This is a genomic window from Streptomyces sp. NRRL S-378 (genome assembly GCF_000720645.1).
Classification (GTDB): domain Bacteria; phylum Actinomycetota; class Actinomycetes; order Streptomycetales; family Streptomycetaceae; genus Streptomyces.
This window is the reverse complement of sequence record NZ_JOBX01000015.1, coordinates 62939-86914: the sequence shown is the minus strand read 5'-3', so window position 1 is coordinate 86914 and position 23976 is coordinate 62939. Positions and strand designations below refer to the sequence as shown.

Genomic DNA, 23976 nt, shown 5'->3' with positions numbered 1-23976 from the left:
TACGGAGGGTGCTGAGGGACGCTTCAGCGTGCGCGGGGAAGCTGACGTTATTGATGGGGAATTGCGTGACGTTCCACACGCGGACGGGACCGGAAGTAGACGTTGATCGAGGAGTAGGACACGGAGACGTCGTGGTCGTCCATCAGCCGGTTCCAGATCTCTCGGAGATCGAGGAGTTGGGCGAGCATGGAGTCCATCAGGGTTCGTGTTGAGTCATTGATCGCGGGGGCGGGCCGTCTGGCCGGCTGCCCCGTCTTGGGACCTTTCCGGGACCTGTAGGTGCTCGGCGCCGGCATTTCCAGGATGGTGCGGATGGTCTGGGACGGCAGCTGGTGGCGCCTGGACAGGTCGCGGATGGTCGCGGTCCCGGACTGGGCAGTCTCGCGGATGCGGAGGGCCAGGTCCGGGCGGTCGGCCAAGGGGACAGTGCTGGGGTAGCGGACGTTCGGCTTGTTGCGTCGTCGTGGCGATGAGACATCGGCCAGAGCACGTTCGAGCGAGCGTCTGGGGCGGCCGGAGACTGCTGCGAGGCGGGAAAGACTGGGTTTGCCGAACCAGAACGGTGGGCCGCAGAGGAAACGGTGCAGGTAGCTGGGCTTGAGGTGGTTGGCGCGAGCCAGGCGTCGAATGTAGGAGTCGGTTGTCTCTCCGAGCCGCGGCGCAACCCGGATCGGAAGCAGGGCAGGTCGGTCTGTCGGCATGAGGCTCACCTTCGGGCCGTCTTCTTGGCCGGGGACGTTGTCGCGGTCTCCGCGGCGTGGTCCAGGGGGATCGCATCGATCGCTTCCTTCGTCACGCGCTCGGTGCCGTTGAGGATTGCGTCGATCGCGGCGCCGCGGATCGCGTGAGACAACGCTCCGATCATGCCGTCGGCCCGGTTGTGGAGGTATCGGTCCAGCTTGACCAGGCTTCCCGGCAGGTGTTCGTGCAGGAGCAAGGTCTCTTCCAAGGTCGCGACCAGCCTCTTCCATTCGTCTCCGTAAGGAAACGGGCGGGTAGGAACGAGGGTGAACCGGCCCGCGATCTGGGCGCCCCGCGTGCCGGCCAGGAGTTCGCTGGTCTCCAAGCCGATGCCGGCGTAAACGAACGTTGCGGGGATGCGCTCCGAGAAGTACTTCAGGGTGTCGGACACTTCTCCTCCGGCCCGTGTGGCCTGCGAGACATTGTGGATCTCGTCGACGAGCACGAGGCCGGTGCGAGTGTCGGTGCAGACGCCGACCACTGCCTCGATGATGTCCGTCATGTTCGAGCGGCCTCGGACGGGAAGGCCGAGGAAGCGGGCGAACTCAGCGGCGACCATGCGGGCGGTCGCCGCGGGTGGGACGGTGATGTAGAGAACCGGGATGCGGTCGGCGATGTTCGGGTGCCGGGCCCGGTCGAGGAGTTCGTGGGATCGTCCCAGCTGGGTGATGGCGCTGGTCTTGCCCGTGCCGGGAAGCCCGGAGACCATCAGGCCGCGGCGAGCGCTGATCGCGTGCCGATTGAGCAGGACCAGCCTGCGGCCGCAGATCACTGTCTTCTCGACGAACGAGGTGGCGACCGTAAGCATGCGTGCGTGATGGCCGAGCCGATCGTCGTCGTATAGGTCCCGGGCGGTGGGAGAGAGCTGTTCCAGTTGGCTGGGACGCAAGAGGGCTGGGGGCTCGGGGGAGTTGTCGATGAACCTCCGCCATCCGTTCAACGTGGTGAGCTGCCGGTTGGCCTCGGCGTCGACCTCCAGCAACGCGGTGTGCCGGGCCGCTGATTCTGTGGTGGTCACGAGCGCCTCCAAGGATTGGCGAGCGGGTCGAACAAGCCCAGTGGGATGACCTTGGCAAGGCCGGAGTCCGCATCGCCCTCCGGCGGCAACTCGGTGACCGGCGGGTCAGGAATCGAGCGGTCGGTCGTGGTGGCCCGGGTTCTGGCAGCGACGCGGCGGTCTCGCCGGGAAGCCCTCGCCGATCGGGCGCTCTCCTCTGCGGGACCGCCGTGGGCTCGCCGTAGAAGAGCATCAGCGACATCGGCGATCTGTTCCTCGGTGCCGCCGGGGACCTGTTCGCGGGCGTGGTCCCAGGCCATCTCGCCGAACGGGACGCCGACGCGGTGCAGGTGCTTCCAGAACACCGTGATCCATCGGGCTGGCTCGCTGCGGCGGTCGCGTACCCAGATGCGGGAGACGTCGTAGGGGTCGTAGTGGATCTCCCATAACCCCTTTTTCGCCGCCACCCCGGAGTGCTGACGGCGCAAGGGAGTCAACTCGCGAGCGTCATAGGTGCGGTGGTTGATCCGGATGCCGTAGGCGTTGATCGCCTGCCACCGTTCGGGCAGCAACTCGATGTAGTCCTCGCCGCTGAGCGGAGCCGGAACGTAGCCGCACGACTCCAGCAGCGTCGCGTACTTCTCGTTTGGCGAGAACGCCCGCTTCGGGGAGTCCGGGTCCCGCAATGCATCGTGCGGACGGTTCTGCCAGATGGCGACGGTCCACTCCTCCAACAAACTCTGCAGCTCGGGAAGGGACCACAGCGGCCCGTTCTCCAGCCCCCGGCCCCGACGGTCCACCGACCGGCCGGTGTATCCCGCGACGAACTGCGCGAACAGCGTCGCCACCGACCCCAGCGTCTTCTCGATCGCGCCCTTCTCGAAGGGTGATGCCTTGTGAGTCGGCTGAAGACTGATGCCCAGGTAGCGACAAGAGGCACGGAAGTTGTTCGAGATGAAGACCTTCCCGTGGTCGCAGACGATCGTGTCCGGCACGATCACCGGCTTCGCAGCCGCGTGCTCCAGCCGCTCGTCCAAAGCCAGCAGACGCCGGTGTGGCATCGCCGACCTCGACATCCGAAGGGCCTCCGACCAGCCAGGACGCATCGCCTCTGGGGTGATGCTCCGGGCCAGGAGAGCAGAAGCGTCGGCCGCCTTCGTCGTCGGTCGCAGCACCACAGCGGCCAGTGACCTGGTCGCCAGGTCGATCATGGCTGTCAACTCGACCTTCTCGGCAATCCCGTCGTCCAGCCGCACCAGGACATCCAGCGGAGTGGAGTCGATCTGCATCCATTCCCCTGGCGCGCAGGCGGGCACCTCCCCGAACGGACCAGCCGGACGCGCGTTCACCGAACGGCGCGTGGTCGCCGAGCCTGTGGCGTGGGTGCCGGCCGCCAGCCTGTCGAACAGCCGGTAGAGCGTGCGCTCGGACGGCACCTCGACACCTTCTGCGTCGTCGCGTGCATTCAGGATCTGTGTCGCCCGCCAGACCACGAAGCCGATCGTCTTCGACGACGCCTCGGCGGTTTCCTCGATCGCCTCTCGCATCGCCTCGACCACCGCCGGGTCGACCCGGCCGAACGATGGCATCTTTTGGCCGACCGGCCATCGGCCAGTCCCACCAGCCCGTCGCGCTGGTAGCGCTGGCGCCGCTGCTTGACGCCGTTGGCCGTCATCGCGTGCCCGGCCACCGTCAGCTCGGCAGCCTTGGCCCGCTCCCGCTGAGCCAGCGAGTTCCGAGCCGGATCGAACTCCGGCCGTGGCGCCGTCCCCACAGGCGCATCCGGCGGCAAGCCGTCCAGGACCTCCAGAATGTGCCTCTCCCACCAGCGGGCCTGATCAGCGGCGATCTCCGGGAATTCCGCGATCCTGCCCGTCGGAGGCACCCGTCGCCCATTCCCCGTCACCGTCCACCTCCATCCGCCAGGCGCACGATGGTGGACGGCCCCAGCAACTCGACCGACAGTCCCTCGGCGGCCACTTCCTGGAGCCCGAGGAGATGGAACAAGGTGGGCAGCGTCTCAAGCCGGTCGCCGGCAGCATCAGCCCCGACCATCAGTGGGACCGGACCCGAGAGGGTTGCCCGGAGCCGGTCCGCGACCGGTCCATGCAGGCACCGCGGATGCCGGTAGCGCGACAGCCACCGCACATTCGCCAGGAGCACCGCCTCGGGCACCCCGACCCGCTCGAAGGCCCATCCCGCCTGGCGGCAGGCCAGGCGGGTGACCTCGAACGCCTCCGCGTCCTTCGGCTCGATCCGCTCATCGGCGCGGACGTCGACGACCACCGCCGAACCGTCCGCGCGGCGTACGAAGTAGTCCGGAGCGTGCCGACGCTCACGCTCGCCGTCGCGCCAGTGCAGCCAGCACGGCTGCGAAGCGATCCCCACGACCTCAGGATCGAAGTCCATCAGCAGGAGCCGGTCCCGCTCCAGCCATGACTCGAACCCGACGTGCTGGCCGGTCGTCGCAGCCCAGTACCAGCCCGAGAAGTGACGCGCACCACGCGACCACCGGAACGGCCGCGCCGCAGCCACATCCTCGAACCGGGCCGTCGCGCAGTCCAGCAGCGGACGCCGCCGACGCTCGCGCACGGCATCCATGTACGACAGCTCGACGTACGGATCCGCACTATTCACCCCGACCGGTACGGCCACCCAGCACCCCCAGCACGTCACCTCGTACGACTAGGTTCAATGGCAAGGAAGCCGAAACGACTGGGTTCGCTGTCAAACGCCTCGATTGGATGACCAGCGGTCAGGGGGTGCGTGCCTCGTCGTCGCAGCCGGACATGTACTAGAGTTATCTCGACATCGAGATATCTGCCGAAGGCGTACCGCAGCCGCCCCCGCTGGTAAGGGTTACCTAACTTAGCCTGACCTTAGCGGATTGGCCAAGGGGCGTGGCGGCAGGATGCGGTAAACGCGCGAAATTCATGCATGAAGGAGACTGTCGTGTCGGCGAACAGCTTCGACGCCCGCAGCACGCTGCAGGTGGGCGACGAGTCGTACGAGATCTTCCGGCTGGACAAGGTCGAGGGCTCCGCCCGCCTGCCCTACAGCCTGAAGGTGCTGCTGGAGAACCTGCTCCGCACCGAGGACGGCGCGAACATCACCGCCGACCACATCCGGGCGCTCGGCGGCTGGGACTCCCAGGCCCAGCCCAGCCAGGAGATCCAGTTCACGCCGGCCCGCGTGATCATGCAGGACTTCACCGGCGTCCCCTGCGTCGTGGACCTCGCCACCATGCGTGAGGCCGTGAAGGCTCTCGGCGGCGACCCGGCGAAGATCAACCCGCTCTCGCCCGCCGAGATGGTCATCGACCACTCGGTCATCGCCGACAAGTTCGGCACGAAGGACGCCTTCGCGCAGAACGTCGAGCTGGAGTACGGCCGCAACAAGGAGCGCTACCAGTTCCTGCGCTGGGGCCAGACCGCCTTCGACGACTTCAAGGTCGTCCCCCCGGGCACCGGCATCGTCCACCAGGTCAACATCGAGCACCTGGCCCGCACGGTCATGGTCCGAAACGGCCAGGCCTACCCCGACACCCTCGTCGGCACCGACTCGCACACCACCATGGTCAACGGCCTCGGCGTGCTGGGCTGGGGCGTCGGCGGCATCGAGGCCGAGGCCGCGATGCTCGGCCAGCCGGTCTCCATGCTGATCCCGCGCGTCGTCGGCTTCAAGCTGACCGGCGAGCTGCCCACCGGCACCACCGCCACCGACCTGGTGCTCACCATCACCGAGATGCTGCGCAAGCACGGCGTCGTCGGCAAGTTCGTCGAGTTCTACGGCGAGGGCGTCGCCGCCACCTCGCTGGCCAACCGCGCCACCATCGGCAACATGTCGCCGGAGTTCGGCTCCACCGCCGCGATCTTCCCGATCGACGGCGAGACCCTGAAGTACCTGCGTCTCACCGGCCGCTCCGAGCAGCAGGTCGCGCTCGTCGAGGCGTACGCCAAGGAGCAGGGCCTGTGGCTGGACCCGGCCGCCGAGCCGGACTTCTCCGAGAAGCTGGAGCTCGACCTCTCCACGGTCGTCCCCTCCATCGCCGGCCCGAAGCGCCCGCAGGACCGCATCGTCCTCGCGAACGCCGCCCAGCAGTTCGCCCAGGACGTGCGCAACTACGTCGACGACGTGGACGAGGCGGGCAAGGAGTCCTTCCCGGCCTCCGACGCCCCGGCGAACCACCCGAACGGCAGCCCCTCGAAGCCCACCCTGGTCACCCTGGCCGACGGCTCCTCCTTCGAGATCGACCACGGCGCCGTCACCGTCGCCGCGATCACCTCCTGCACCAACACCTCGAACCCCTACGTCATGGTCGCCGCGGCGCTCGTGGCGAAGAAGGCGGTCGAGAAGGGCCTGACCCGCAAGCCGTGGGTCAAGACCACCCTGGCCCCGGGCTCGAAGGTCGTCACCGACTACTTCGACAAGGCCGGCCTGACCCCGTACCTCGACAAGATGGGCTTCAACCTCGTCGGGTACGGCTGCACCACCTGCATCGGCAACTCCGGTCCGCTGGACGAGGAGATCTCGAAGGCGATCAACGAGCACGACCTCGCGGTCACCTCGGTGCTCTCCGGCAACCGCAACTTCGAGGGCCGGATCAACCCCGACGTCAAGATGAACTACCTGGCCTCCCCGCCGCTGGTCGTCGCGTACGCCATCGCGGGCTCCATGAAGGTGGACATCACCACCGAGGCCATCGGCATCGACACCGAGGGCAACCCGGTCTACCTCAAGGACATCTGGCCCTCCGAGGCCGAGGTGAACGACGTCGTGGCGAACGCCATCGGCGAGGACATGTTCAGCAAGTCCTACAGCGACGTCTTCGCGGGCGACGCCCAGTGGCAGGCGCTGTCGATCCCGACCGGCAACACCTTCGAGTGGGACCCGCAGTCCACCTACGTCCGCAAGCCCCCCTACTTCGAGGGCATGACGATGGAGACCACCCCGGTCTCCGACATCGCCGGCGCCCGCGTGCTGGCGAAGCTGGGCGACTCGGTCACCACCGACCACATCTCCCCGGCCGGTGCGATCAAGGCCGACACCCCGGCCGGCAAGTACCTCACCGAGCACGGCGTCGAGCGCCGCGACTTCAACTCGTACGGTTCCCGCCGCGGCAACCACGAGGTCATGATCCGCGGTACCTTCGCCAACATCCGCCTGCGCAACCAGATCGCGCCGGGCACCGAGGGCGGCTTCACCCGCGACTTCACCGTCGAGGGCGGCCCGGTCTCCTTCATCTACGACGCCTCGCAGAACTACCAGGCCGCCGGCATCCCGCTGGTCATCCTGGCCGGCAAGGAGTACGGCTCCGGCTCGTCCCGCGACTGGGCGGCCAAGGGCACCGCGCTGCTCGGCGTCAAGGCCGTCATCGCCGAGTCCTACGAGCGCATCCACCGCTCCAACCTGATCGGCATGGGCGTCCTGCCCCTGCAGTTCCCCGAGGGCGCGACCGCGGCCTCGCTGGGCCTCACCGGCGAGGAGAGCTTCTCCTTCACCGGTGTGGAGGAGCTGAACAACGGCACCACCCCGCGCACCGTCAAGGTCACCACGGACACCGGTGTGGAGTTCGACGCGGTCGTGCGCATCGACACGCCGGGTGAGGCCGACTACTACCGCAACGGCGGCATCATGCAGTACGTCCTGCGGAACCTCATCCGCGGCTAAGGGCGCGCCAGGCGGAGCGATCCGCCGTCTGTCGGCACCATAGGGCCGTACCCCCGACGAGGGGGTGCGGCCCTTGTCGCTTTGCGCGGCGGCGGTCCCGGATGACGGACAGGTCTCAACTCGGAAAAGCCGGGAACGATCCTTGTGCACGATCTTGCTCAGTCGAGCGGAAGTGGACTATACCTGTGCCCGTCCGGGCCACTGTGTGACGAGCGGCCCCGGGCCGGGGGATGCCGGGGGGACCTGCGGTGATGCCCGCATGCACGGTAACTGCCGCGATTTCCGGCCTCCTTCACACTTCTGACGAAGGCGAGGACATGAGCATGGGATCCACTGGTGAGGGCCTCGGCCGCCGTGATCTGATCAAGCGTTCCGCAGCGCTCGGACCGATCAGCGTGCCGACGATGAGCTTCCTGTCCGCCTGCGCCTCCGGCGGTGGGGACACGACGAAGGGTCCCGACAAGGCGGCCGTCTCCAAGGAGAACCCCTTCGGCGTCGCGAAGGGGGGCACGATGGACGTCGTCGTCTTCAAGGGCGGCTTCGGCGACGACTACGCGAAGGCCTGGGAGGCCGCTTTCGACAAGAAGTGGGGCACGACCAGCTCCCACCTCGGCACCCAGGAGATCACCGGCAAGCTCCAGACCCGGTTCAACGGCGGCAACCCGCCGGACGTCGTCGACAACTCCGGCGCCCAGAGGATCAAGCTGGACGTGCTCTTCAAGAGCAACCAGCTCGCCGACCTCACCCCCGTGCTCGACGCCCCCTCGCTCGACGACCCGAGCAAGAAGGTCCGTGACACGCTCATCGCGGGCACCATCGAACAGGGCACGCAGGGCGGCAAGTTCGTGTCGCTGAACTACGTCTACACCGTCTACGGCTTCTGGTACTCCGGGAAGCTCTTCAAGGAGAAGGGCTGGACGCCCCCCAGGACCTGGGACGAGTTCCTCGCGGTCTGCGCCAAGGCCAAGGAGGCCGGCCTCGGCGGCCTCGCCCACCAGGGCAAGTACCCGTACTACATCAACGTCGTCATCATGGACCTGATCGCCAAGAAGGGCGGTCTGGAGGCCATGAAGGCCATCGACAACCTGGAGCCGAACGCCTTCGAGGGCAGCGCGGCCGCCCTCGCCGCCGTCGAGGCGGTCTACGAGGTGGTCGAGAAGGACCTGCTCCTGCCCGGCACGAACGGCCTGACCCACACCGAGTCCCAGACCGCCTGGAACCAGTACAAGGCGGCCTTCATCCCGTCCGGCTCCTGGCTGGAGAACGAGCAGCTCAAGCAGACGCCCGACGACTTCGACATGCAGTTCCTGCCGGTCCCGGTGCTCGCCGACAGCAAGCTGCCCTTCGAGGCCATCCGGGCCGGCGCCGGCGAGCCCTTCATCGTCCCCGAGAAGGCCGCCAACAAGCCCGGCGGTCTGGAGTTCATCCGTTCGATGCTGTCCCGCGAATGGTCGACCATCTTCGCCCAGCAGGCCAACTCGCTCACCGTGGTCAAGGACGGCGTGGACCCGGGCGTGAAACTGCGCCCCGGCACCCAGTCGGCGGTGACCGCCCTCAAGGCGGCGGGAACGAACACCTTCAATTACCTTTACCCCGACTGGTACAGCGAGATGGACACGGCGATCCAGGACGCGTCCAACGAGCTGATGGCCAAGCGGATTCAGCCGAAGGAGTGGATCAAGCGGGCCCAGGCGGCGGTGAACAAGGCGGCGCAGGATCCGAACGCCAAGAACAACCGTCGCAGCTGACAGCACGCCCCACCGGTCACCGGCACACCAGGGACGGACACCATGAGCCAAGTAGTCCAGGGCCGGGGACGGGCCGGTTTCATCGCCGGCTTCCTCCTCGCACCCCTCGCGCTGTACCTGACCTTCGTCATCTGGCCGTACGTACAGACGTTCGGCTACTCCTTCACCAACTGGTCGGGTCAGTCGCCCACGTTCGACTTCGTCGGCATGGACAACTACTCCGCCCTGATGACGGACGAGGTCTTCCGCGGAGCCCTCTGGAACAACCTGCTGCTCCTGGTGTTCGTCCCGGTGGTCACCATCCTGCTCGCCCTCTTCTTCGCCTTCATGGTGAACGCGGGCGGGCGGGGCGGGGCCGGCGGCGTGCAGGGCGTGGCGGGCTCACGCCTCTACAAGGTCGTCTACTTCTTCCCCCAGGTCCTCTCCCTCGCCATCCTCGCGGTCCTCTTCGGCGCCGTGTACCGCACCGACGAGGGCGGCCTGCTCAACGGTCTCCTCATCCGCCTCGGCATCGTCGACCCGCTGCATCCGATCGAATGGCTGAACGAGCCGCGGCTCGTCCTGTGGTGCCTGCTCCTCGTGGTGGTCTGGCACGGCGTGGGCTTCTACCTCGTCCTCTTCTCCGCGGCCATGCAGTCCATCCCCAAGGACATCTACGAGGCGGCCCTGCTCGACGGGGCGGGCCGCGCGCAGACCTTCTTCCGGGTCACCCTGCCCCTGCTCTGGGACTCCGTACAGACGTCCGCGGTCTATCTGGGCATCGCCGCAATGGACATGTTCGTCCTGGTGTCGACGATGACCTCCGGCCAGTTCGGCGGCGGCCCCGACCACCACAGCGAGGTCATGGCCACGGTCCTGATGCGGAACTTCCTCTACTTCGGCAAGAGCGGTTACGCCTGCGCCATGGGCGTGGTCATGCTCGTCCTCACCATGATCCTTTCCGTCATCACGCTGCGCGCCACCCGCCGCGAGCGCATCGAGTTCTGAGCGGGAGACCGTCATGACCACAGTGATCAAGGCTCCGGGCGAATCCGCGGCGGAGCGCTCCGGCGGAGCCGGACCCGGCGGGCAGCGGAGCGCCGGACGCTCCGAGGGCATGGTCCTCAACGTCTTCTCCCACGGCTTCCTGGTCGTCTGGGCCGTGATGATCGTGCTGCCGCTGATCTGGCTGGCGCTCGGCTCCTTCAAGACCGACGCGCAGATCGGCGGCTCGGCCCTCAGCTGGCCCGCCAACTGGAACTTCGACGCGTTCGGGCGGGCGTGGGACAAGGGCATCGGCGACTACTTCGCCAACACCCTCATCGTGATGGTGTTCTCCGTCCCGCTGACGATGCTGTTCGGCTCGATGGCGGCGTACGTCCTGGCCCGCTACCCCTTCCCGGGCAACCGGTTCATCTACTACTTCTTCGTCAGCGGCGCGATGTTCCCCGTGTTCCTCGCGCTCGTCCCGCTGTTCTTCATGGTCAAGCGGTTCGACATGCTGAACACGTACCAGGGCCTGATCCTCGTGTACGTGGCGTACTCGATGCCGTTCACCGTCTTCTTCATGCACTCGTTCTTCCGGACGCTGCCGACGGCGGTGCACGAGGCGGCGGTGATCGACGGCGCCTCCGACACCCGGATCTTCTTCCAGGTGATGGTGCCCATGGCCAAGCCCGGCCTGATCAGCGTCGGGATCTTCAACGTCCTGGGCCAGTGGAACCAGTACATCCTGCCCTCCGTGCTGATGCAGCCCCAGACCGGATCGGACCCCGAGCGCTATCTGCTCACCCAGGGCCTGATCCAGCTGCAGCAACAGCAGGGCTACGAGACCGACCTGCCCGTGCTCTTCGCGGGGGTGACCATCGCGATGATCCCGATGCTGGTGGTCTACCTGTCCTTCCAGCGCCAGATCCAGGCGGGTCTGACCTCGGCGACGCTGAAGTAGCGGCCCCGGAGTCAGGAGCGGTCCGAGGCCTTCCGCAGCCTGTACAGCCGACCGGAGCCCGGGTCGCCGACGCCCTGGCTGATCCGGGGCTCCTGCCCGGTGCCGTCGACGCCCCAGGCCCGCCAGGGGCACTCGGGGATCTCCGTGCGGACCTCCTGCGACCACACGTCCCGCCCCGGCTCGTACGACCAGGTGCCGGAGCCCGAGCACCGCCGTGAGGGGTCGTCCGGGTGGTCGCCGGGCCGGTGCACGCCGACGCCGGCGGCGGTGACCCGGCCGTCCGGGGTGAAGACCAGGCTTCCCCCCGTGTGGTCGATCCAGGTGCCGGTCATGGTCCCGGGCCCGAACCTCGGCGGCTCGTACGCGGGCAGCAGACCGACGGCGAGGCCGAGCGCGCCGAACAGGCCCGTCCCCGCCACCACCGCCGCGCCCCACAGCGCCACCCGCCGCAACAGCCCCTCGCCCCGGGGCAGCGCCATCACCGCACCCAGGGAGAGCGAGGCCGTGGCCGAGGCCCAGAAGACCAGCGTGTCCCCCGTCTGCGCGTCGTTGTACGTCGCGAAGATCAGGACGGGCGCCGCCAGCAGGGCCGCCACGGCCGGCGGGGCCGCCACCGCCGCCCACCAGGCCGCGCGGGCGTCGAGCCCGCGGACGACGAGGTCCGCCAGTGCGACCGCCGGCAGGACGAAGACCAGCGACAGCAGGAACGAGACGAAGCCGACGAGCGGCGTGAGGGCGATCAGGCTCCCCCCGATGGCGGCCCAGTCGGGGGGCGTGTCGGGCGGTGGCTGCGTCCGCACGTACACCAGGACCACCACCACCGTCAGTGCGACCTCCAGGCATCCCACCAGAGTCGAAACCACCAGCACACGGCCGTACGAACATTGCTGACGCATGCTCACCCCCCTTGTCGGCCGGGCGGACCGACACGCCGCCCGGCCGGCGATGTCAGGGATCCATAGTGCCAGCCGGGCTGAACGTGTTCAATTCATTCTCCCTCCGGCTACAGCCACGTACCGAAGCGGCGGATGTACCAGGTCTTCACGAGCTGGGTGAGCGTGCAGTACGCGAGCAGCACGCCGATGAGCCACGGGAAGTAGCCCGCCGGCAGGGCGACGAAGCCCAGCGAGGAGGCAAGCGGCGAGAAGGGCAGCCAGAGCCCGGTCAGCACCGCGAGGACGGTCATGGCCATCACCGGCCAGGAGGCGCGGGACTGGATGAAGGGGATCTTCCGGGTGCGGATCATGTGGACGACGAGGGTCTGCGAGAGCAGGCCCTCGATGAACCAGCCCGACTGGAAGAGGGACTGGCTCGCCTCGCTGTTCGCGGCGAAGACGTGCCACATGATCAGGAACATCGCGATGTCGAAGATAGAGCTGATCGGGCCGATGGTGACCATGAAGCGGCCGATGCCCTTGGCGTCCCAGTTGCGGGGCCGGCGCAGGTACTCCTCGTCCATCCGGTCCCACGGGGTCGCCAGCTGGGCGATGTCGTAGACCAGGTTCTGGACCAGCAGCATGATCGCGAGCATCGGCTGGAAGGGGATGAACGCGCTCGCGACCAGCACCGAGAAGACGTTGCCGAAGTTCGACGACGCCGTCATCTTGATGTACTTGATCGTGTTGCCGAAGGTGGTCCGGCCCTGGAGGACGCCCTGCTCCAGGACGGTGAGGTCCTTCTCCAGAAGGATGATGTCCGCGGACTCCCTGGCGATGTCGACGGCGGTGTCCACGGAGATGCCGACGTCCGCGTCGCGCAGCGCGGCCGCGTCGTTGATGCCGTCGCCGAGGAACCCGACGGTGTGCCCGCCGGCCTGCAGGGCCCGGACGATCCTGGCCTTCTGGACCGGGTTGACCTTGGCGAAGACCGTCGTACGGGCGGCCAGCGCGCGCAGTTCGGCGTCGTCGAGGGCGTCGGTCGCGGGGCCGAGGACCACGGTGCCCACGTCGATGCCGACGTCCGTGCAGACCCGGGCGGCGACGAGCTCGTTGTCGCCGGTGACGACCTTCACCGCGATGCCCTTGTCGGCGAGCGCCTCCAGGGCGCGGGCGGCGTCGGCCTTCGGCGGGTCGAGGAAGGCGAGGAAGCCGACCAGGGTCAGCCGGTCCTCGTCGGTGACGCCGTAGGTGGCGCGGGGGTCGGTGATCGTGCGGGTGGCGACGGCGAGCACCCGCAGGCCCCGCCGGTTGTTGTCCTCGGCGATCCGGGTGACGTGCCACCGCAGCTGCTCGGTCAGCTCCACCCTCTCGCCGCGGTCGGTCATGTGCGTGCAGAGGGCCAGGACCTCCTCCACCGCACCCTTGGTGATCATGACGTGTTCGGCGTGTTCGGCGTGTTCGGCGTGCCCGGCGTCGCCCACGAGCGGGTTGCGGGCCAGGACCACGGACATCCGGCGCCGGGCGAAGTCGAAGGGGATCTCGTCGACCAGGGAGAACCGCGTGTCGACGACAACCTCCTCGGCCTCGCCCGCGCGGTCGATGACCGCCCGGTCCATCAGGTTCCGCAGGCCGGTCTGGAAGTGGGCGTTGAGGTAGCCGTACTCCAGGACCTCGCCGTCCTCGTTGCCGTGCACGTCCAGGGACCGGTCCAGGACGATCCGGTCCTCGGTGAGGGTGCCGGTCTTGTCCGTGCAGAGCACGTCCATCGCGCCCAGGTTCTGGATCGCGTGGAGCCGCTTGACGACCACCTTGCGCTTGGCCATGGCGACCGCGCCGCGGGCGAGGTTGGCGGAGACCACCATCGGGAGCATCTCGGGGGTCAGGCCCACGGCCACGGCGATGCCGAAGAGGAAGGCCTCCTCCCAGTCGCCCTTGGTCAGGCCGTTGATCATGAAGACGACGGGGACCATCACCAGCATGAAGCGGATCAGCAGGAAGCTGACCTTGCGCACGCCGGTGTCGAAGGTGGTCTGCGGGCGCTCGCCGACCAGGGAGCCGGCCATCGAGCCGAACCAGGTGTCGGAGCCGGTGGCGACGACCACCCCGGTCGCGGTCCCGGAGGTGACCGACGTGCCCATCAGGGCCAGGTTGTCGGCCTCGACCGGGTCGGTGGTGACCTGCTGGCCGAGGTCCCGCACGCGGGTGTCGGCCTTGGCCACCGGCAGCGACTCGCCGGAGAGCGCGGCCTGGCTGATCATCAGGTCCTTCGCGGTGAGCAGTCGTAGGTCGGCCGGGATCAGGTCGCCGGCCGCCAGCTTGACCACGTCGCCGGGGACCACCTGGTCCATGGGCACTTCGAGGGTGGTGGGGACGCAGCCGCTTCCGGCCCGGCGCTGGACCGCGCAGGTGGTGGTGACCAGCTGCTTGAGGGCCTCGGCGGCGCGACCGGAGCGGTACTCCTGCCAGAAGCGCAGCAGCCCGCTGATCCCCACCATCACGGAGAGGATGACCACGCCGGGGTCGGCGGGGTCCTGCCAGTACATGACGGCGGCCAGGAGGACCAGGACGGCGATGAAGGGGTTCCGGAAGGCCTTCGCGAGCTGGACGTACCAGCGCGGGGCGCGCTCCTGGGCGACGACGTTCGGACCGTGGCGCTCCAGGCGCAGGGTCGCCTCGGCGCGGGTGAGACCGGCCGGGGACGCGTCCCCGGACTGCAGCACCCGGACGCCCGGGGCGGCGCTGATCCCGGCGAGGTGCTCGCCGACGAGCCGGGTACGGGACTCCAGCTCGGCGGCCTTGCGCTCGCGGCGCGGGCGGCCCGGCGGCGCGAGCGTGGCCGGGGTACGGGGGGTGAGCATGGTCATGGCACATACCTCCCTCCGCGGTTTCCGGGCAGCACGGAGCCACGCGGTCACGCGGAGTGATCAGGAGTCGGCGTGCGGCGGCCGCGCGGGCCGTCGCAGACGTCGACGGACAGGGATGACGCACGCCGGACGCAGCCGCCCGTCATGCGGAAGAAGAGGAACGCGAGAGGAACGCAGCCGCGCACGGGACGGGCGGCACGCCGCTGCCGTGCGCACTCATGGAGAGGCCGGCCGGTCAGCCGGTCAGCCGGTCGCGGATCAGCCGGAGAGAGCGCTGCGAAGACTTCGATCGGGACTCATCCCGAACACCTCCTCGCGTCGCGCTGGCATGGCAGGCGCCCGGTCCGGCCGGAAAGGCCGCAGAGGACCGGCGCCTCAGCGACCGTAACACGATCCACTGGGCCGCTCTTTCCCTCTTTCGGCGGGTAGGTCCGTTTCGTGTCGTGTCAGCCTCTTGACGTGCGGATGCGCAAAGGCTCGACTTAAGGTTCACAAGTTGGAGAGACGCCGGGGTCTCGGAGCGCGAAGACGCGATGTGTCCCGGCCGGGGGGCGACGGCTGGCCGTCGCTTATGGGCAGGAGTGGATGAGTCGTGCAGACTCCCGGATCGCAGTCGTCACTGCACCGCGCGAATCTCGAACGGGTCGTACGGGCGGTGCGGCTCGCGGGGTCGCTGACCCAGGCGGAGATCGCCCGTACCACCGGACTGTCGGCGGCCACGGTCTCCAACATCGTCCGGGAGCTGAAGGACGGCGGGACCGTCGAGGTCACCGACACCTCGGCCGGGGGCCGACGGGCACGGAGCGTGTCGCTCAGCGGTGACGCGGGCATCGTGATCGGCGTCGACTTCGGCCACACCCACCTGCGGGTGGCCGTCGGCAACCTCGCCCACCAGGTCCTCGCCGAGGAGACCGAACCGCTGGACGTCGACGCCTCCTGGGCGGACGGCTTCGACCGGGCGGAAGCCCTGGTCGGACGCCTGATCGAGGGCATAGGAGTCGGCCTGGACAAGGTCATCGGCGTCGGCCTCGGCGTCCCCGGCCCGATCGACGTGGAGTCCGGGACCCTGGGCTCGACCGCGATCCTGCCGGGCTGGGCGGGGATCAATCCGCGCCAGGAGCTCTCCCAGCGCCTCGGCGTGCCCGTCTACGTGGACAACGACGCGAACCTCGGCGCCCTCGGTGAACTCGTTTGGGGGAGCGGCCGGGGAGTGAAGGACCTGGCCTACATCAAGGTGGCCAGTGGTGTCGGCGCCGGCCTGGTGATCAACGGCCAGATCTACCGCGGCCCGGGCGGCACGGCGGGCGAGATCGGGCACATCACGCTGGACGAATCGGGCCCGGTCTGCCGTTGCGGAAACCGCGGCTGCCTGGAGACCTTCGCCGCCGCCCGGTACGTCCTGCCGCTGCTCCAGGGCACGCACGGGCCTGAGTTGACGATGGAGCGGGTGGTCGAACTGGCCCGCGACGGGGACCCCGGCTGCCGCCGGGTGATCACCGACGTCGGCCGCCACATCGGCAGCGGAGTGGCCAGCCTGTGCAACCTGCTGAACCCCAGTCGTGTGGTGCTCGGCGGCTCGCTGGCGGAGGCCGGTGAACTCGTCCTGGCCCCCATCCGTGAATCAGTGGGGAGGTACGCGATCCCCAGCGCGGCTCGGCAGTTGTCGGTGCTGACGGGGTCCCTGGGCGGACGGGCCGAGGTGCTGGGCGCACTGGCGCTCGTGCTGAGTGAGATGGGCGATTCGTCGCTTTTGTCAGATCATGGAAGTGGAGTGCGAGCTCCAGCCGTCTTGCCTTCAGGTAGATAACGAATGGCACCGTTGTCATCTCGTTAAGAATTCACTCCTTGACGGCAAAACGCGGCCGGGGTTGACTCACATCCACCTCGGCCGCGGCGTAGCGGCCTCGTCAGGGAGGTTCAAGTAATGAACACGCGTATGCGCAGAGCCGCCGTAGCCGTTGCCGCCGGCGCCATGGCCGTTTCCCTTGCCGCTTGTGGCAGCGCCAAGGAGGCCGGCGACAAGACGAAGGAGTCGTCCGGCGCGGCCAAGGGCGACGCGATCAAGGTCGGTCTGCTCCTGCCGGAGAACCAGACCGCGCGTTACGAGAAGTTCGACAAGCCGCTCATCGAGAAGAAGGTCGCCGAGCTCACCGGCGGCAAGGGCGAGGTCGTCTACGCCAACGCCAAGCAGGACGCGACCACGCAGAACTCCCAGGTCGACACGATGATCACCAACAAGGTGGACGTCCTGATCATCGACGCTGTGGACTCCAAGGCCATCGCCGGCTCGGTCAAGAAGGCCAAGGACGCCGGCATCCCGGTCGTCTCCTACGACCGCCTGGCCGAGGGCCCGATCGACGCCTACACCTCCTTCGACAACGAAGAGGTCGGCAAGGTCCAGGGCAAGGCCCTGCTCGAGGCGCTGGGCGACAAGGCCAAGGACGGCCAGATCGTCATGATGAACGGTTCGGTCACCGACCCGAACGCCAAGCTCTTCAAGTCCGGTGCGCACTCCGAGCTCGACGGCAAGGTGAACGTCGGCAAGGAGTACGACACCGTCGAGTGGAAGCCGGAGAACGCCAACACCAACATGGCGGCAGCGCTCTCCGCGCTCGGCAAGGACAAGGTCATCGGCGTCTACTCCGCCAACGACGGCATGGCGGGCGGCATCATCACCGCCCTCAAGGCCGCCGGCGTCTCCCCGCTGCCCCCGGTCACCGGCCAGGACGCCGAACTCGCCGGCGTGCAGCGCATCGTCGCGGGCGAGCAGTTCATGAGCGTCTACAAGCCGTACGCCCCCGAGGCCGAGGCCGCCGCGAAGATGGCCGTCGCCCTCGCCAAGGGCGGGAAGCCCGAAGGCACCACCTCCACGGTCGACAGCCCCACCACCAAGGGCGTCCCCTCCGTGCTGATCCCGGTCATCTCGCTGACCAAGGGCAACATCAAGGACACCGTCGTCAAGGACGGCGTCTACACGGTCGACGAGATCTGCACCGACAAGTACGCGGCCGCCTGCGCCGCCATCGGCCTGAAGTAGCGGCCCCCGCCGCCTCCCCACGAGGCGGCCCCACGTACCTGACCGGCGCCCCGCCCCTCCTCTCCCCGCCACCCGGCGGGGCGCCGGGCAGAAACGTTCCCCCATTCGCCCCGCTCCTGCTCTTCTGCACGACATCCCCGCCGGTCAGGCGGCGAAGGAGATGGTTCATGTGTCCGCTGCGCCCGTGCTGGCGTTGCGAGGGGTCTCGAAGCGGTTCGGCGCCGTTCAGGCCCTGACCGACGTAGAACTCGAGATCCACTCCGGTGAAGTGGTCGCCCTGGTGGGCGACAACGGTGCCGGCAAGTCCACGCTGGTCAAGACGATCGCCGGCGTGCACCCCATCGATGACGGAGTCATCGAGTGGGAGGGGCGCCCGGTTTCCATCGGCAAGCCCCACGACGCCCAGAACCTGGGCATCGCGACGGTCTACCAGGACCTCGCGCTGTGCGACAACATCGATGTCGTCGGCAACCTGTTCCTCGGCCGGGAGCTCAAGAAGTTCGGCGTCCTCGACGAGGTGGAGATGGAGCGGCGCGCCCGCGAGCTCCTGACCACGCTGTCCATCCGGATCCCCAGTGTCCGGATCCCCATCGCCTCGCTGTCGGGCGGTCAGCGCCAGACCGTGGCGATCGCCCGTTCCATGCTGGGCGAGCCCCAGCTCGTCATCCTCGACGAGCCCACCGCCGCCCTCGGCGTCGAGCAGACCGCTCAGGTGCTCGACCTGGTGGAGCGGCTGCGCGAGCGCGGCCACGCCGTCATCCTCATCAGCCACAACATGGCCGATGTGAAGGCCGTCGCCGACAAGGTGGCGGTCCTGCGGCTGGGCCGCAACAACGGTGTCTTCAACGTCGCCGACACCTCGCAGGAAGAGATCATCTCCGCCATCACCGGTGCCACGGACAATGCCGTGACCCGCCGGGCGGCCCGCACCTCGGAGGCCGGCAAGTGAGCACCCCGAACCCTGCCACCGGTCCCCTGGGCAAGGGCACCGTCGACCAGCAGGAGCACATCGACCCGGTCAACCCGGCGGCCGCACACGACGCGATCCCGGCCGTGGACCCCCGCCTGCTCGTCCGGGAGGAGGGCCTCGCCGGTTACGTGGGCGAGTTCAAGCGCAAGATGAAGGCCGGCGATCTGGGCTCCCTCCCGGTCGTCATCGGCCTGATCGTCATCTGGTCCATCTTCCAGGGGCTGAACTCGAACTTCCTCTCCCCGGAGAACCTCACCAACATCGCGATCACGATGACCGGCACGGGCATGATCGCCATCGGCATCATCTTCGTGCTGCTGCTCGGCGAGATCGACCTCTCCGTCGGCTCGGTCAGCGGTGTCTCGGGCGCGATCGTCGCCGTCCTCGCCGTCACCCACGGCATGAACGAATGGCTGGCCATCCTCGCGGCCGTCGCCGGAGGCGCCCTGATCGGGTGCATCCACGGCTTCTTCTTCGCCAGGGTCGGTGCCCCGGCCTTCGCCGTCACCCTGTCGGGCCTGCTCTTCTGGCTCGGCGCGATGCTGCAGATCCTCGGCAGCAACGGCACGATCAACATCGACTCCGACGGCGTGGTCGGCCAGCTGACCACGTACTTCTTCTCGCAGGTGGCCGTCGCCTACGGGCTGGCCGCGCTCGCGGTGGCCGGCTACTTCCTCGCGGCCTTCCTCGACGCCCGGCGTCGCGAGGCCGCCGGGATGCCCTCCCGGCCGCTCACCGAGATCCTGCTGCGCACCGGCCTGCTCGCCCTGTGCACCTTCGGCCCGGCCGTGCTGTTCAACCAGTACAAGGGCCTGCCGCTCGCGGTGGTGCTCTTCCTGCTGGCCCTGGTCGTCACGGACTTCCTGCTGCGCCGCACGACCTTCGGGCGAAACGTTTTCGCACTGGGTGGCAGTGTCGAGGCCTCCCGCCGTGCGGGCATCAACGTCACCCGGATCCGGATCACGGTCTTCGCGATCTCCAGCACCTTCGCCGCCATCGGCGGCCTCTTCTGGGCCTCCAAGATCGCGGCGGCCAACCAGAGCGCCGGTGCCGGCGACCTGCTGATGAACGTCATCGCGGCGGCCGTCATCGGCGGCACCAGCCTCTTCGGCGGCCGGGGCCGGACCTGGAACGCCCTCCTCGGCGTCATGGTCATCGTCTCGATCCAGTACGGTCTGGCCCTGGAAGGCATCGCGACGCCGATCCAGTACATGATCACCGGCGCGGTGCTGCTGGCCACCGTGGTGATCGACTCGGTCACCCGCAAGACCCAGAAGTCGGCCGGACGCGCCTGACCGCGCGTCCGACGGCCCGCCGGAGCTGCCTCCGGCGGTAACACCGGTCACAGTGCCCGGCGCCACTTCTCGTGGCGCCGGGCATCGGTGCGTGCACGGGCGGGGTACTCGTGTGCGGGTATACGCCCGTATGCGAAGTGTGGCCGCCCGGTCGGGCGTACATGTATGACAAAGGTGTGACTGCTCCGGGACGGCCCGATGACCGCGCGCGGAGACGGAACATTAGACTCGACAGACCAGCAAGCAACTGCAAGGAGGCACGGGTGCTGCTGCCCCGCATCAAGGGACCGCGCGATCTGGACCGGCTCAGCCAGGAGGAGCTCGACCAGCTCGCGGCCGAGATCAGGTCCTTCCTCGTCGACGCCGTCTCCAAGACCGGCGGGCACCTCGGCCCCAACCTCGGCGTGGTCGAACTGACGATCGCCCTGCACCGGGTCTTCGAATCGCCCAAGGACAAGGTCCTCTTCGACACCGGCCACCAGGCCTACGTCCACAAGCTGCTCACGGGCCGCCAGGACTTCGGCAACCTGCGCTCCAAGGGCGGCCTGTCCGGCTACCCTTCGCGGGCCGAGTCCGACCACGACGTCATCGAGAACTCGCACGCCTCCACCGTGCTGGGCTGGGCCGACGGCCTGGCCAAGGCCAACGAGGTGCTGGGCCGCGAGGACCACCACGTCGCCGCCGTCATCGGCGACGGCGCGCTGACCGGCGGCATGGCCTGGGAGGCGCTGAACAACATCGCCGCCGCCAAGGACCGCCCGCTCGTCATCGTCGTCAACGACAACGAGCGCTCCTACGGCCCCACCATCGGCGGCCTCGCCAACCACCTGGCCACCCTGCGCACCACCGACGGCTACGAGCGCTTCCTCGCCCGCGGCAAGGAGCTCCTCGAGCGCACCCCGGTCGTCGGCAAGCCGCTCTTCGAGACCCTGCACGGCGCCAAGAAGGGCCTCAAGGACTTCATCGCCCCGCAGGGCATGTTCGAGGACCTCGGCCTGAAGTACATCGGGCCCATCGACGGCCACGACATCGAGGCCCTGGAGTCCGCCCTGCAGCGCGCCAAGCGCTTCAGCGGCCCGGTCATCGTGCACTGCCTCACCCAGAAGGGCCGCGGCTACACCCCGGCCCTGGAGCACGAGGCGGACCGCTTCCACGCGGTCGGCGTGATCCACCCCGACACCGGCCTGCCGGTCAAGACCGCCGCAGCCAGCTGGACCTCCGTCTTCGCCGACGAGATGGTCAAGATCGGCCACGAGCGCGAGGACATCGTCGGCATCACCGCCGCCATGCTCCACCCGGTCGGCCTCAACAAGTTCGCCGAAGCCTTCCCGGACCGCATCTACGACGTCGGCATCGCCGAGCAGCACGGCGCCACCTCCGCGGCGGGCCTGGCCACCGGCGGCGTCCACCCCGTCTTCGCGGTGTACGCGACCTTCCTCAACCGCGCCTTCGACCAGGTCCTGATGGACGTGGCCCTGCACAAGTGCGGCGTCACCTTCGTCCTGGACCGCGCCGGTGTCACGGGCGACGACGGCGCCTCCCACAACGGCATGTGGGACATGTCCATCCTCCAGGTCGTCCCGGGCCTGCGCCTCGCCGCGCCGCGCGACGCCGAGCAGCTGCGCGCGCAGCTGCGCGAGGCCGTCGAGGTCAAGGACGCCCCGACCGTGGTCCGTTTCTCCAAGGGCGTCGTCGGCCCGGCCGTCCCGGCCGTCGGCCGGATCGGCGGCATGGACGTCCTGCGCGCCCCGGGCGCCGAGGTCACCCGTCCGGACGTACTGCTCGTCTCGGTCGGTGCGCTCGCCCCCATGTGCCTGGAGATCGCCGACCTGCTCGACAAGCAGGGCATCTCCACGACCGTCGTCGACCCGCGCTGGGTCAAGCCCGTGGACGAAGCCCTGGCCCCGCTCGCGGAACGGCACCGCGTGGTCGTCACCGTCGAGGACAACGGCCGTGCCGGCGGCGTGGGCTCCGCCGTCTCGCAGGCCCTGCGGGACGCGGGGGTCGACGTACCGCTGCGCGACTTCGGCATCCCGCAGCGCTTCCTCGACCACGCCCTCCGCAAGGAGATCATGGCCGAGATCGGCCTGACCGCGCCGGACATCGCCCGGCAGGTCACCGGCCTGGTCGCCAAGCTGGACGGCCGCTACGACAGCGAGCCGGCGGCCACCGTCGACTAGCACGGACGGCGGGCACTAGATCGCCGCGCGGTTGCACGTCACGGGCCGGGAGATCACTCTTGAGGAGTGGGCCTCCCGGCCCGTTCGCGTGCGTCGACACCTGTTCGGAGGTGCGTCGGTGAGTAGGGATATGAACAGCCCCTTCCGCACCAAGACGGTGGAGCAGTCCATCCGCGACACGGAGGAGCCGGAACACGCGCTCCGGAAGTCGCTCTCCGCCTGGGATCTGACGGTGTTCGGTGTGGGTGTCATCATCGGCACCGGCATCTTCGTCCTCACGGGCATCGCGGCCCGGAACAACGCCGGACCCGCCACCGCCCTCGCCTTCGTGGCCGCGGGCATCGTCTGCGCCCTCGCGGCGCTCTGCTACGCCGAGTTCGCGTCCACCGTGCCGGTGGCCGGATCGGCGTACACCTTCAGCTACGCCTCCATCGGCGAGCTGCCCGCCTGGATCATCGGCTGGGACCTGGTGCTCGAGTTCGCGCTCGGCACCGCGGTGGTCGCGGTCGGCTGGTCCGGCTACGTGCGCCACCTCATGGACACCAACCTCGGCTGGACCCTGCCGACCTCCCTGTCCGGCCCCGATGCCGGCGGCCACTTCGACCTGCTGGCCTTCCTGCTGGTCCTGGTGCTGACGTGGATCCTGGTCGTCGGGACGAAGCTCTCCGCGCGCATCACCGCGGTCGTCGTCGCCATCAAGGTGACCGTCGTGCTGCTGGTCATCATCGCGGGCCTGTTCTTCATCAAGGCCGACAACTACTCGCCGTTCATCCCGCCGGCCCAGCCACAGGCCGAGGGCGTCAGCGGCTGGCACTCGCCCCTGGTCCAGCTGCTGTTCGGCTACGAGCCCACCAACTTCGGTGTGATGGGCATCTTCACGGCGGCCTCGCTCATCTTCTTCGCCTTCATCGGCTTCGACGTCGTGGCGACGGCGGCCGAGGAGACCAAGAACCCCCAGCGGGACATGCCGCGCGGCATCCTGGGCTCGCTGCTCATCTGCACCGTGCTCTACGTCGCGGTGACCCTCGTGGTCACGGGCATGCAGAAGTACTCGGAGATGTCGGCGACAGCGCCGCTCGCCGAGGCCTTCAAATCGGTGAACCAGCCGTTCTTCTCGGGCGCCATCAGTCTCGGCGCGTCCGTCGGCCTGATCACCGTCTGCATGATCCTGCTGCTCGGCCAGACCCGCGTGTTCTTCGCCATGAGCCGCGACGGACTCCTGCCCCGGGTCTTCTCCGTGACCCACCCGAAGTACCGCACCCCCTACCGGGCGACCGTCCTGCTCGGCGGGATCATCGCGATCGTCGCGGGCTTCACCAGCCTGGAGAGCCTCGCGGAACTGGTCAACATCGGCACCCTGTTCGCCTTCGTGGTGGTCGCGCTCGGTGTCATCGTGCTGCGCAAGACGCGCCCCGACCTGCACCGGGCCTTCCGCACCCCATGGGTGCCGTTCGTCCCGATCCTGTCGATCGCCGCCTCGTTCTGGCTGATGCTCAACCTGCCGGCCGAGACCTGGCTGCGCTTCGGCATCTGGATGGCCATCGGCGTCATCGTCTACTTCGCCTACGGACGCCGCAACAGCCGTCTCGGTCAGGTCGGCGCGGACGCCACGTACTGAGAAGTCCTGGCCGCGCGAACGCCGGAGCCGGCCGTACGGGGTGACCCGTAC

16 protein-coding genes are annotated in these 23976 nt (G+C 68.6%); 10 read left to right on the top strand and 6 right to left on the bottom strand.

Annotated elements, in window-relative coordinates:
- Window positions 1-47: 47 nt before the first annotated feature.
- From IH80_RS44705 to IH80_RS0113850, 4 genes are all read right to left on the bottom strand, one after another.
- Entirely contained in the window at window positions 48-701 is a 654-nt protein-coding gene (locus tag IH80_RS44705; protein ID WP_158943433.1) for a TniQ family protein, read from the bottom strand.
- A gap of 5 nt (window positions 702-706) precedes the next feature.
- Window positions 707-1759 carry an ATP-binding protein gene (locus IH80_RS0113860; RefSeq protein WP_199819254.1) on the bottom strand — a complete coding sequence of 351 codons (1053 nt, stop codon included), beginning with the start codon at window positions 1757-1759 and terminating at the stop codon, window positions 707-709.
- Entirely contained in the window at window positions 1756-3327 is a 1572-nt protein-coding gene (locus IH80_RS0113855) for a transposase family protein (RefSeq protein ID WP_234432225.1), read from the bottom strand. The genes IH80_RS0113860 and IH80_RS0113855 overlap by 4 nt, the downstream gene beginning before the upstream one ends.
- Window positions 3328-3640: 313 nt before the next feature.
- On the bottom strand, window positions 3641-4393 hold the full coding sequence (locus tag IH80_RS0113850) for a TnsA-like heteromeric transposase endonuclease subunit (RefSeq protein WP_030960496.1): 753 nt from the start codon (window positions 4391-4393) through the stop codon (window positions 3641-3643).
- Between the two features lie 297 nt (window positions 4394-4690).
- Between IH80_RS0113850 and acnA the strand changes: the two genes are divergently transcribed.
- The 4 genes from acnA (at window position 4691) to IH80_RS0113830 (ending at window position 11083) form a co-directional block, all read left to right on the top strand.
- Complete coding sequence (gene acnA, locus IH80_RS0113845; RefSeq protein WP_030960495.1) at window positions 4691-7408, top strand: aconitate hydratase AcnA; 2718 nt, start codon at window positions 4691-4693, stop codon at window positions 7406-7408.
- 323 nt (window positions 7409-7731) lie between these two features.
- Window positions 7732-9156 carry an N-acetylglucosamine/diacetylchitobiose ABC transporter substrate-binding protein gene (ngcE, locus tag IH80_RS0113840; protein WP_037879862.1) on the top strand — a complete coding sequence of 475 codons (1425 nt, stop codon included), beginning with the start codon at window positions 7732-7734 and terminating at the stop codon, window positions 9154-9156.
- Between the two features lie 42 nt (window positions 9157-9198).
- Complete coding sequence (locus tag IH80_RS0113835) at window positions 9199-10143, top strand: carbohydrate ABC transporter permease (protein WP_030960492.1); 945 nt, start codon at window positions 9199-9201, stop codon at window positions 10141-10143.
- A 13-nt stretch (window positions 10144-10156) separates the two neighbouring features.
- Window positions 10157-11083 (top strand): carbohydrate ABC transporter permease, encoded by a 927-nt coding sequence (locus IH80_RS0113830; RefSeq protein ID WP_030960490.1) that lies wholly within the window; start codon window positions 10157-10159, stop codon window positions 11081-11083.
- Window positions 11084-11094: 11 nt separating this feature from the next.
- Here the strand turns inward: IH80_RS0113830 and IH80_RS46870 are convergent, their stop codons facing one another.
- Together IH80_RS46870 and mgtA are read right to left on the bottom strand one after the other, a co-directional pair.
- Window positions 11095-11979, bottom strand: coding sequence for a hypothetical protein (locus IH80_RS46870; protein WP_158943431.1), 885 nt, complete (start codon window positions 11977-11979; stop codon window positions 11095-11097).
- A 107-nt stretch (window positions 11980-12086) separates the two neighbouring features.
- A complete protein-coding gene (gene mgtA, locus IH80_RS0113820) occupies window positions 12087-14825 on the bottom strand; it encodes a magnesium-translocating P-type ATPase (protein WP_030960487.1) in 2739 nt (912 codons plus the stop codon).
- Window positions 14826-15417: 592 nt separating this feature from the next.
- Here mgtA and IH80_RS0113815 point away from each other — a divergent pair.
- From IH80_RS0113815 to IH80_RS0113790, 6 genes are all read left to right on the top strand, one after another.
- Window positions 15418-16632, top strand: a complete 1215-nt coding sequence (locus IH80_RS0113815) for an ROK family transcriptional regulator (RefSeq protein ID WP_030960486.1) — start codon at window positions 15418-15420, stop codon at window positions 16630-16632.
- Between the two features lie 117 nt (window positions 16633-16749).
- Window positions 16750-17862, top strand: a complete 1113-nt coding sequence (locus IH80_RS0113810; RefSeq protein ID WP_030960483.1) for a sugar ABC transporter substrate-binding protein — start codon at window positions 16750-16752, stop codon at window positions 17860-17862.
- 160 nt (window positions 17863-18022) lie between these two features.
- Window positions 18023-18811, top strand: a complete 789-nt coding sequence (locus IH80_RS0113805) for an ATP-binding cassette domain-containing protein (RefSeq protein WP_030036503.1) — start codon at window positions 18023-18025, stop codon at window positions 18809-18811.
- Between the two features lie 26 nt (window positions 18812-18837).
- Window positions 18838-20127, top strand: a complete 1290-nt coding sequence (locus IH80_RS0113800; protein ID WP_030960481.1) for a sugar ABC transporter permease — start codon at window positions 18838-18840, stop codon at window positions 20125-20127.
- A gap of 263 nt (window positions 20128-20390) precedes the next feature.
- Window positions 20391-22307 carry a 1-deoxy-D-xylulose-5-phosphate synthase gene (gene dxs, locus IH80_RS0113795; protein ID WP_030960480.1) on the top strand — a complete coding sequence of 639 codons (1917 nt, stop codon included), beginning with the start codon at window positions 20391-20393 and terminating at the stop codon, window positions 22305-22307.
- A 130-nt stretch (window positions 22308-22437) separates the two neighbouring features.
- Window positions 22438-23925 carry an amino acid permease gene (locus IH80_RS0113790; protein ID WP_030960479.1) on the top strand — a complete coding sequence of 496 codons (1488 nt, stop codon included), beginning with the start codon at window positions 22438-22440 and terminating at the stop codon, window positions 23923-23925.
- Window positions 23926-23976: the final 51 nt, after the last annotated feature.

Bases quoted from the DNA above. Each gene is read 5' to 3' on its own strand.
- IH80_RS0113810 (WP_030960483.1), top strand. From the start codon at position 16,750: ATGAACACGCGTATGCGCAGAGCCGCCGTAGCCGTTGCCGCCGGCGCC.
- IH80_RS0113835 (WP_030960492.1), top strand. From the start codon at position 9,199: ATGAGCCAAGTAGTCCAGGGCCGGGGACGGGCCGGTTTCATCGCCGGC.
- mgtA (WP_030960487.1), bottom strand. From the start codon at position 14,825: ATGACCATGCTCACCCCCCGTACCCCGGCCACGCTCGCGCCGCCGGGC.
- ngcE (WP_037879862.1), top strand. From the start codon at position 7,732: ATGGGATCCACTGGTGAGGGCCTCGGCCGCCGTGATCTGATCAAGCGT.
- IH80_RS0113805 (WP_030036503.1), top strand. From the start codon at position 18,023: ATGGTTCATGTGTCCGCTGCGCCCGTGCTGGCGTTGCGAGGGGTCTCG.
- IH80_RS0113790 (WP_030960479.1), top strand. From the start codon at position 22,438: ATGAACAGCCCCTTCCGCACCAAGACGGTGGAGCAGTCCATCCGCGAC.
- IH80_RS0113830 (WP_030960490.1), top strand. From the start codon at position 10,157: ATGACCACAGTGATCAAGGCTCCGGGCGAATCCGCGGCGGAGCGCTCC.
- IH80_RS0113855 (WP_234432225.1), bottom strand. From the start codon at position 3,327: ATGCCATCGTTCGGCCGGGTCGACCCGGCGGTGGTCGAGGCGATGCGA.
- IH80_RS44705 (WP_158943433.1), bottom strand. From the start codon at position 701: ATGCCGACAGACCGACCTGCCCTGCTTCCGATCCGGGTTGCGCCGCGG.
- IH80_RS46870 (WP_158943431.1), bottom strand. From the start codon at position 11,979: ATGCGTCAGCAATGTTCGTACGGCCGTGTGCTGGTGGTTTCGACTCTG.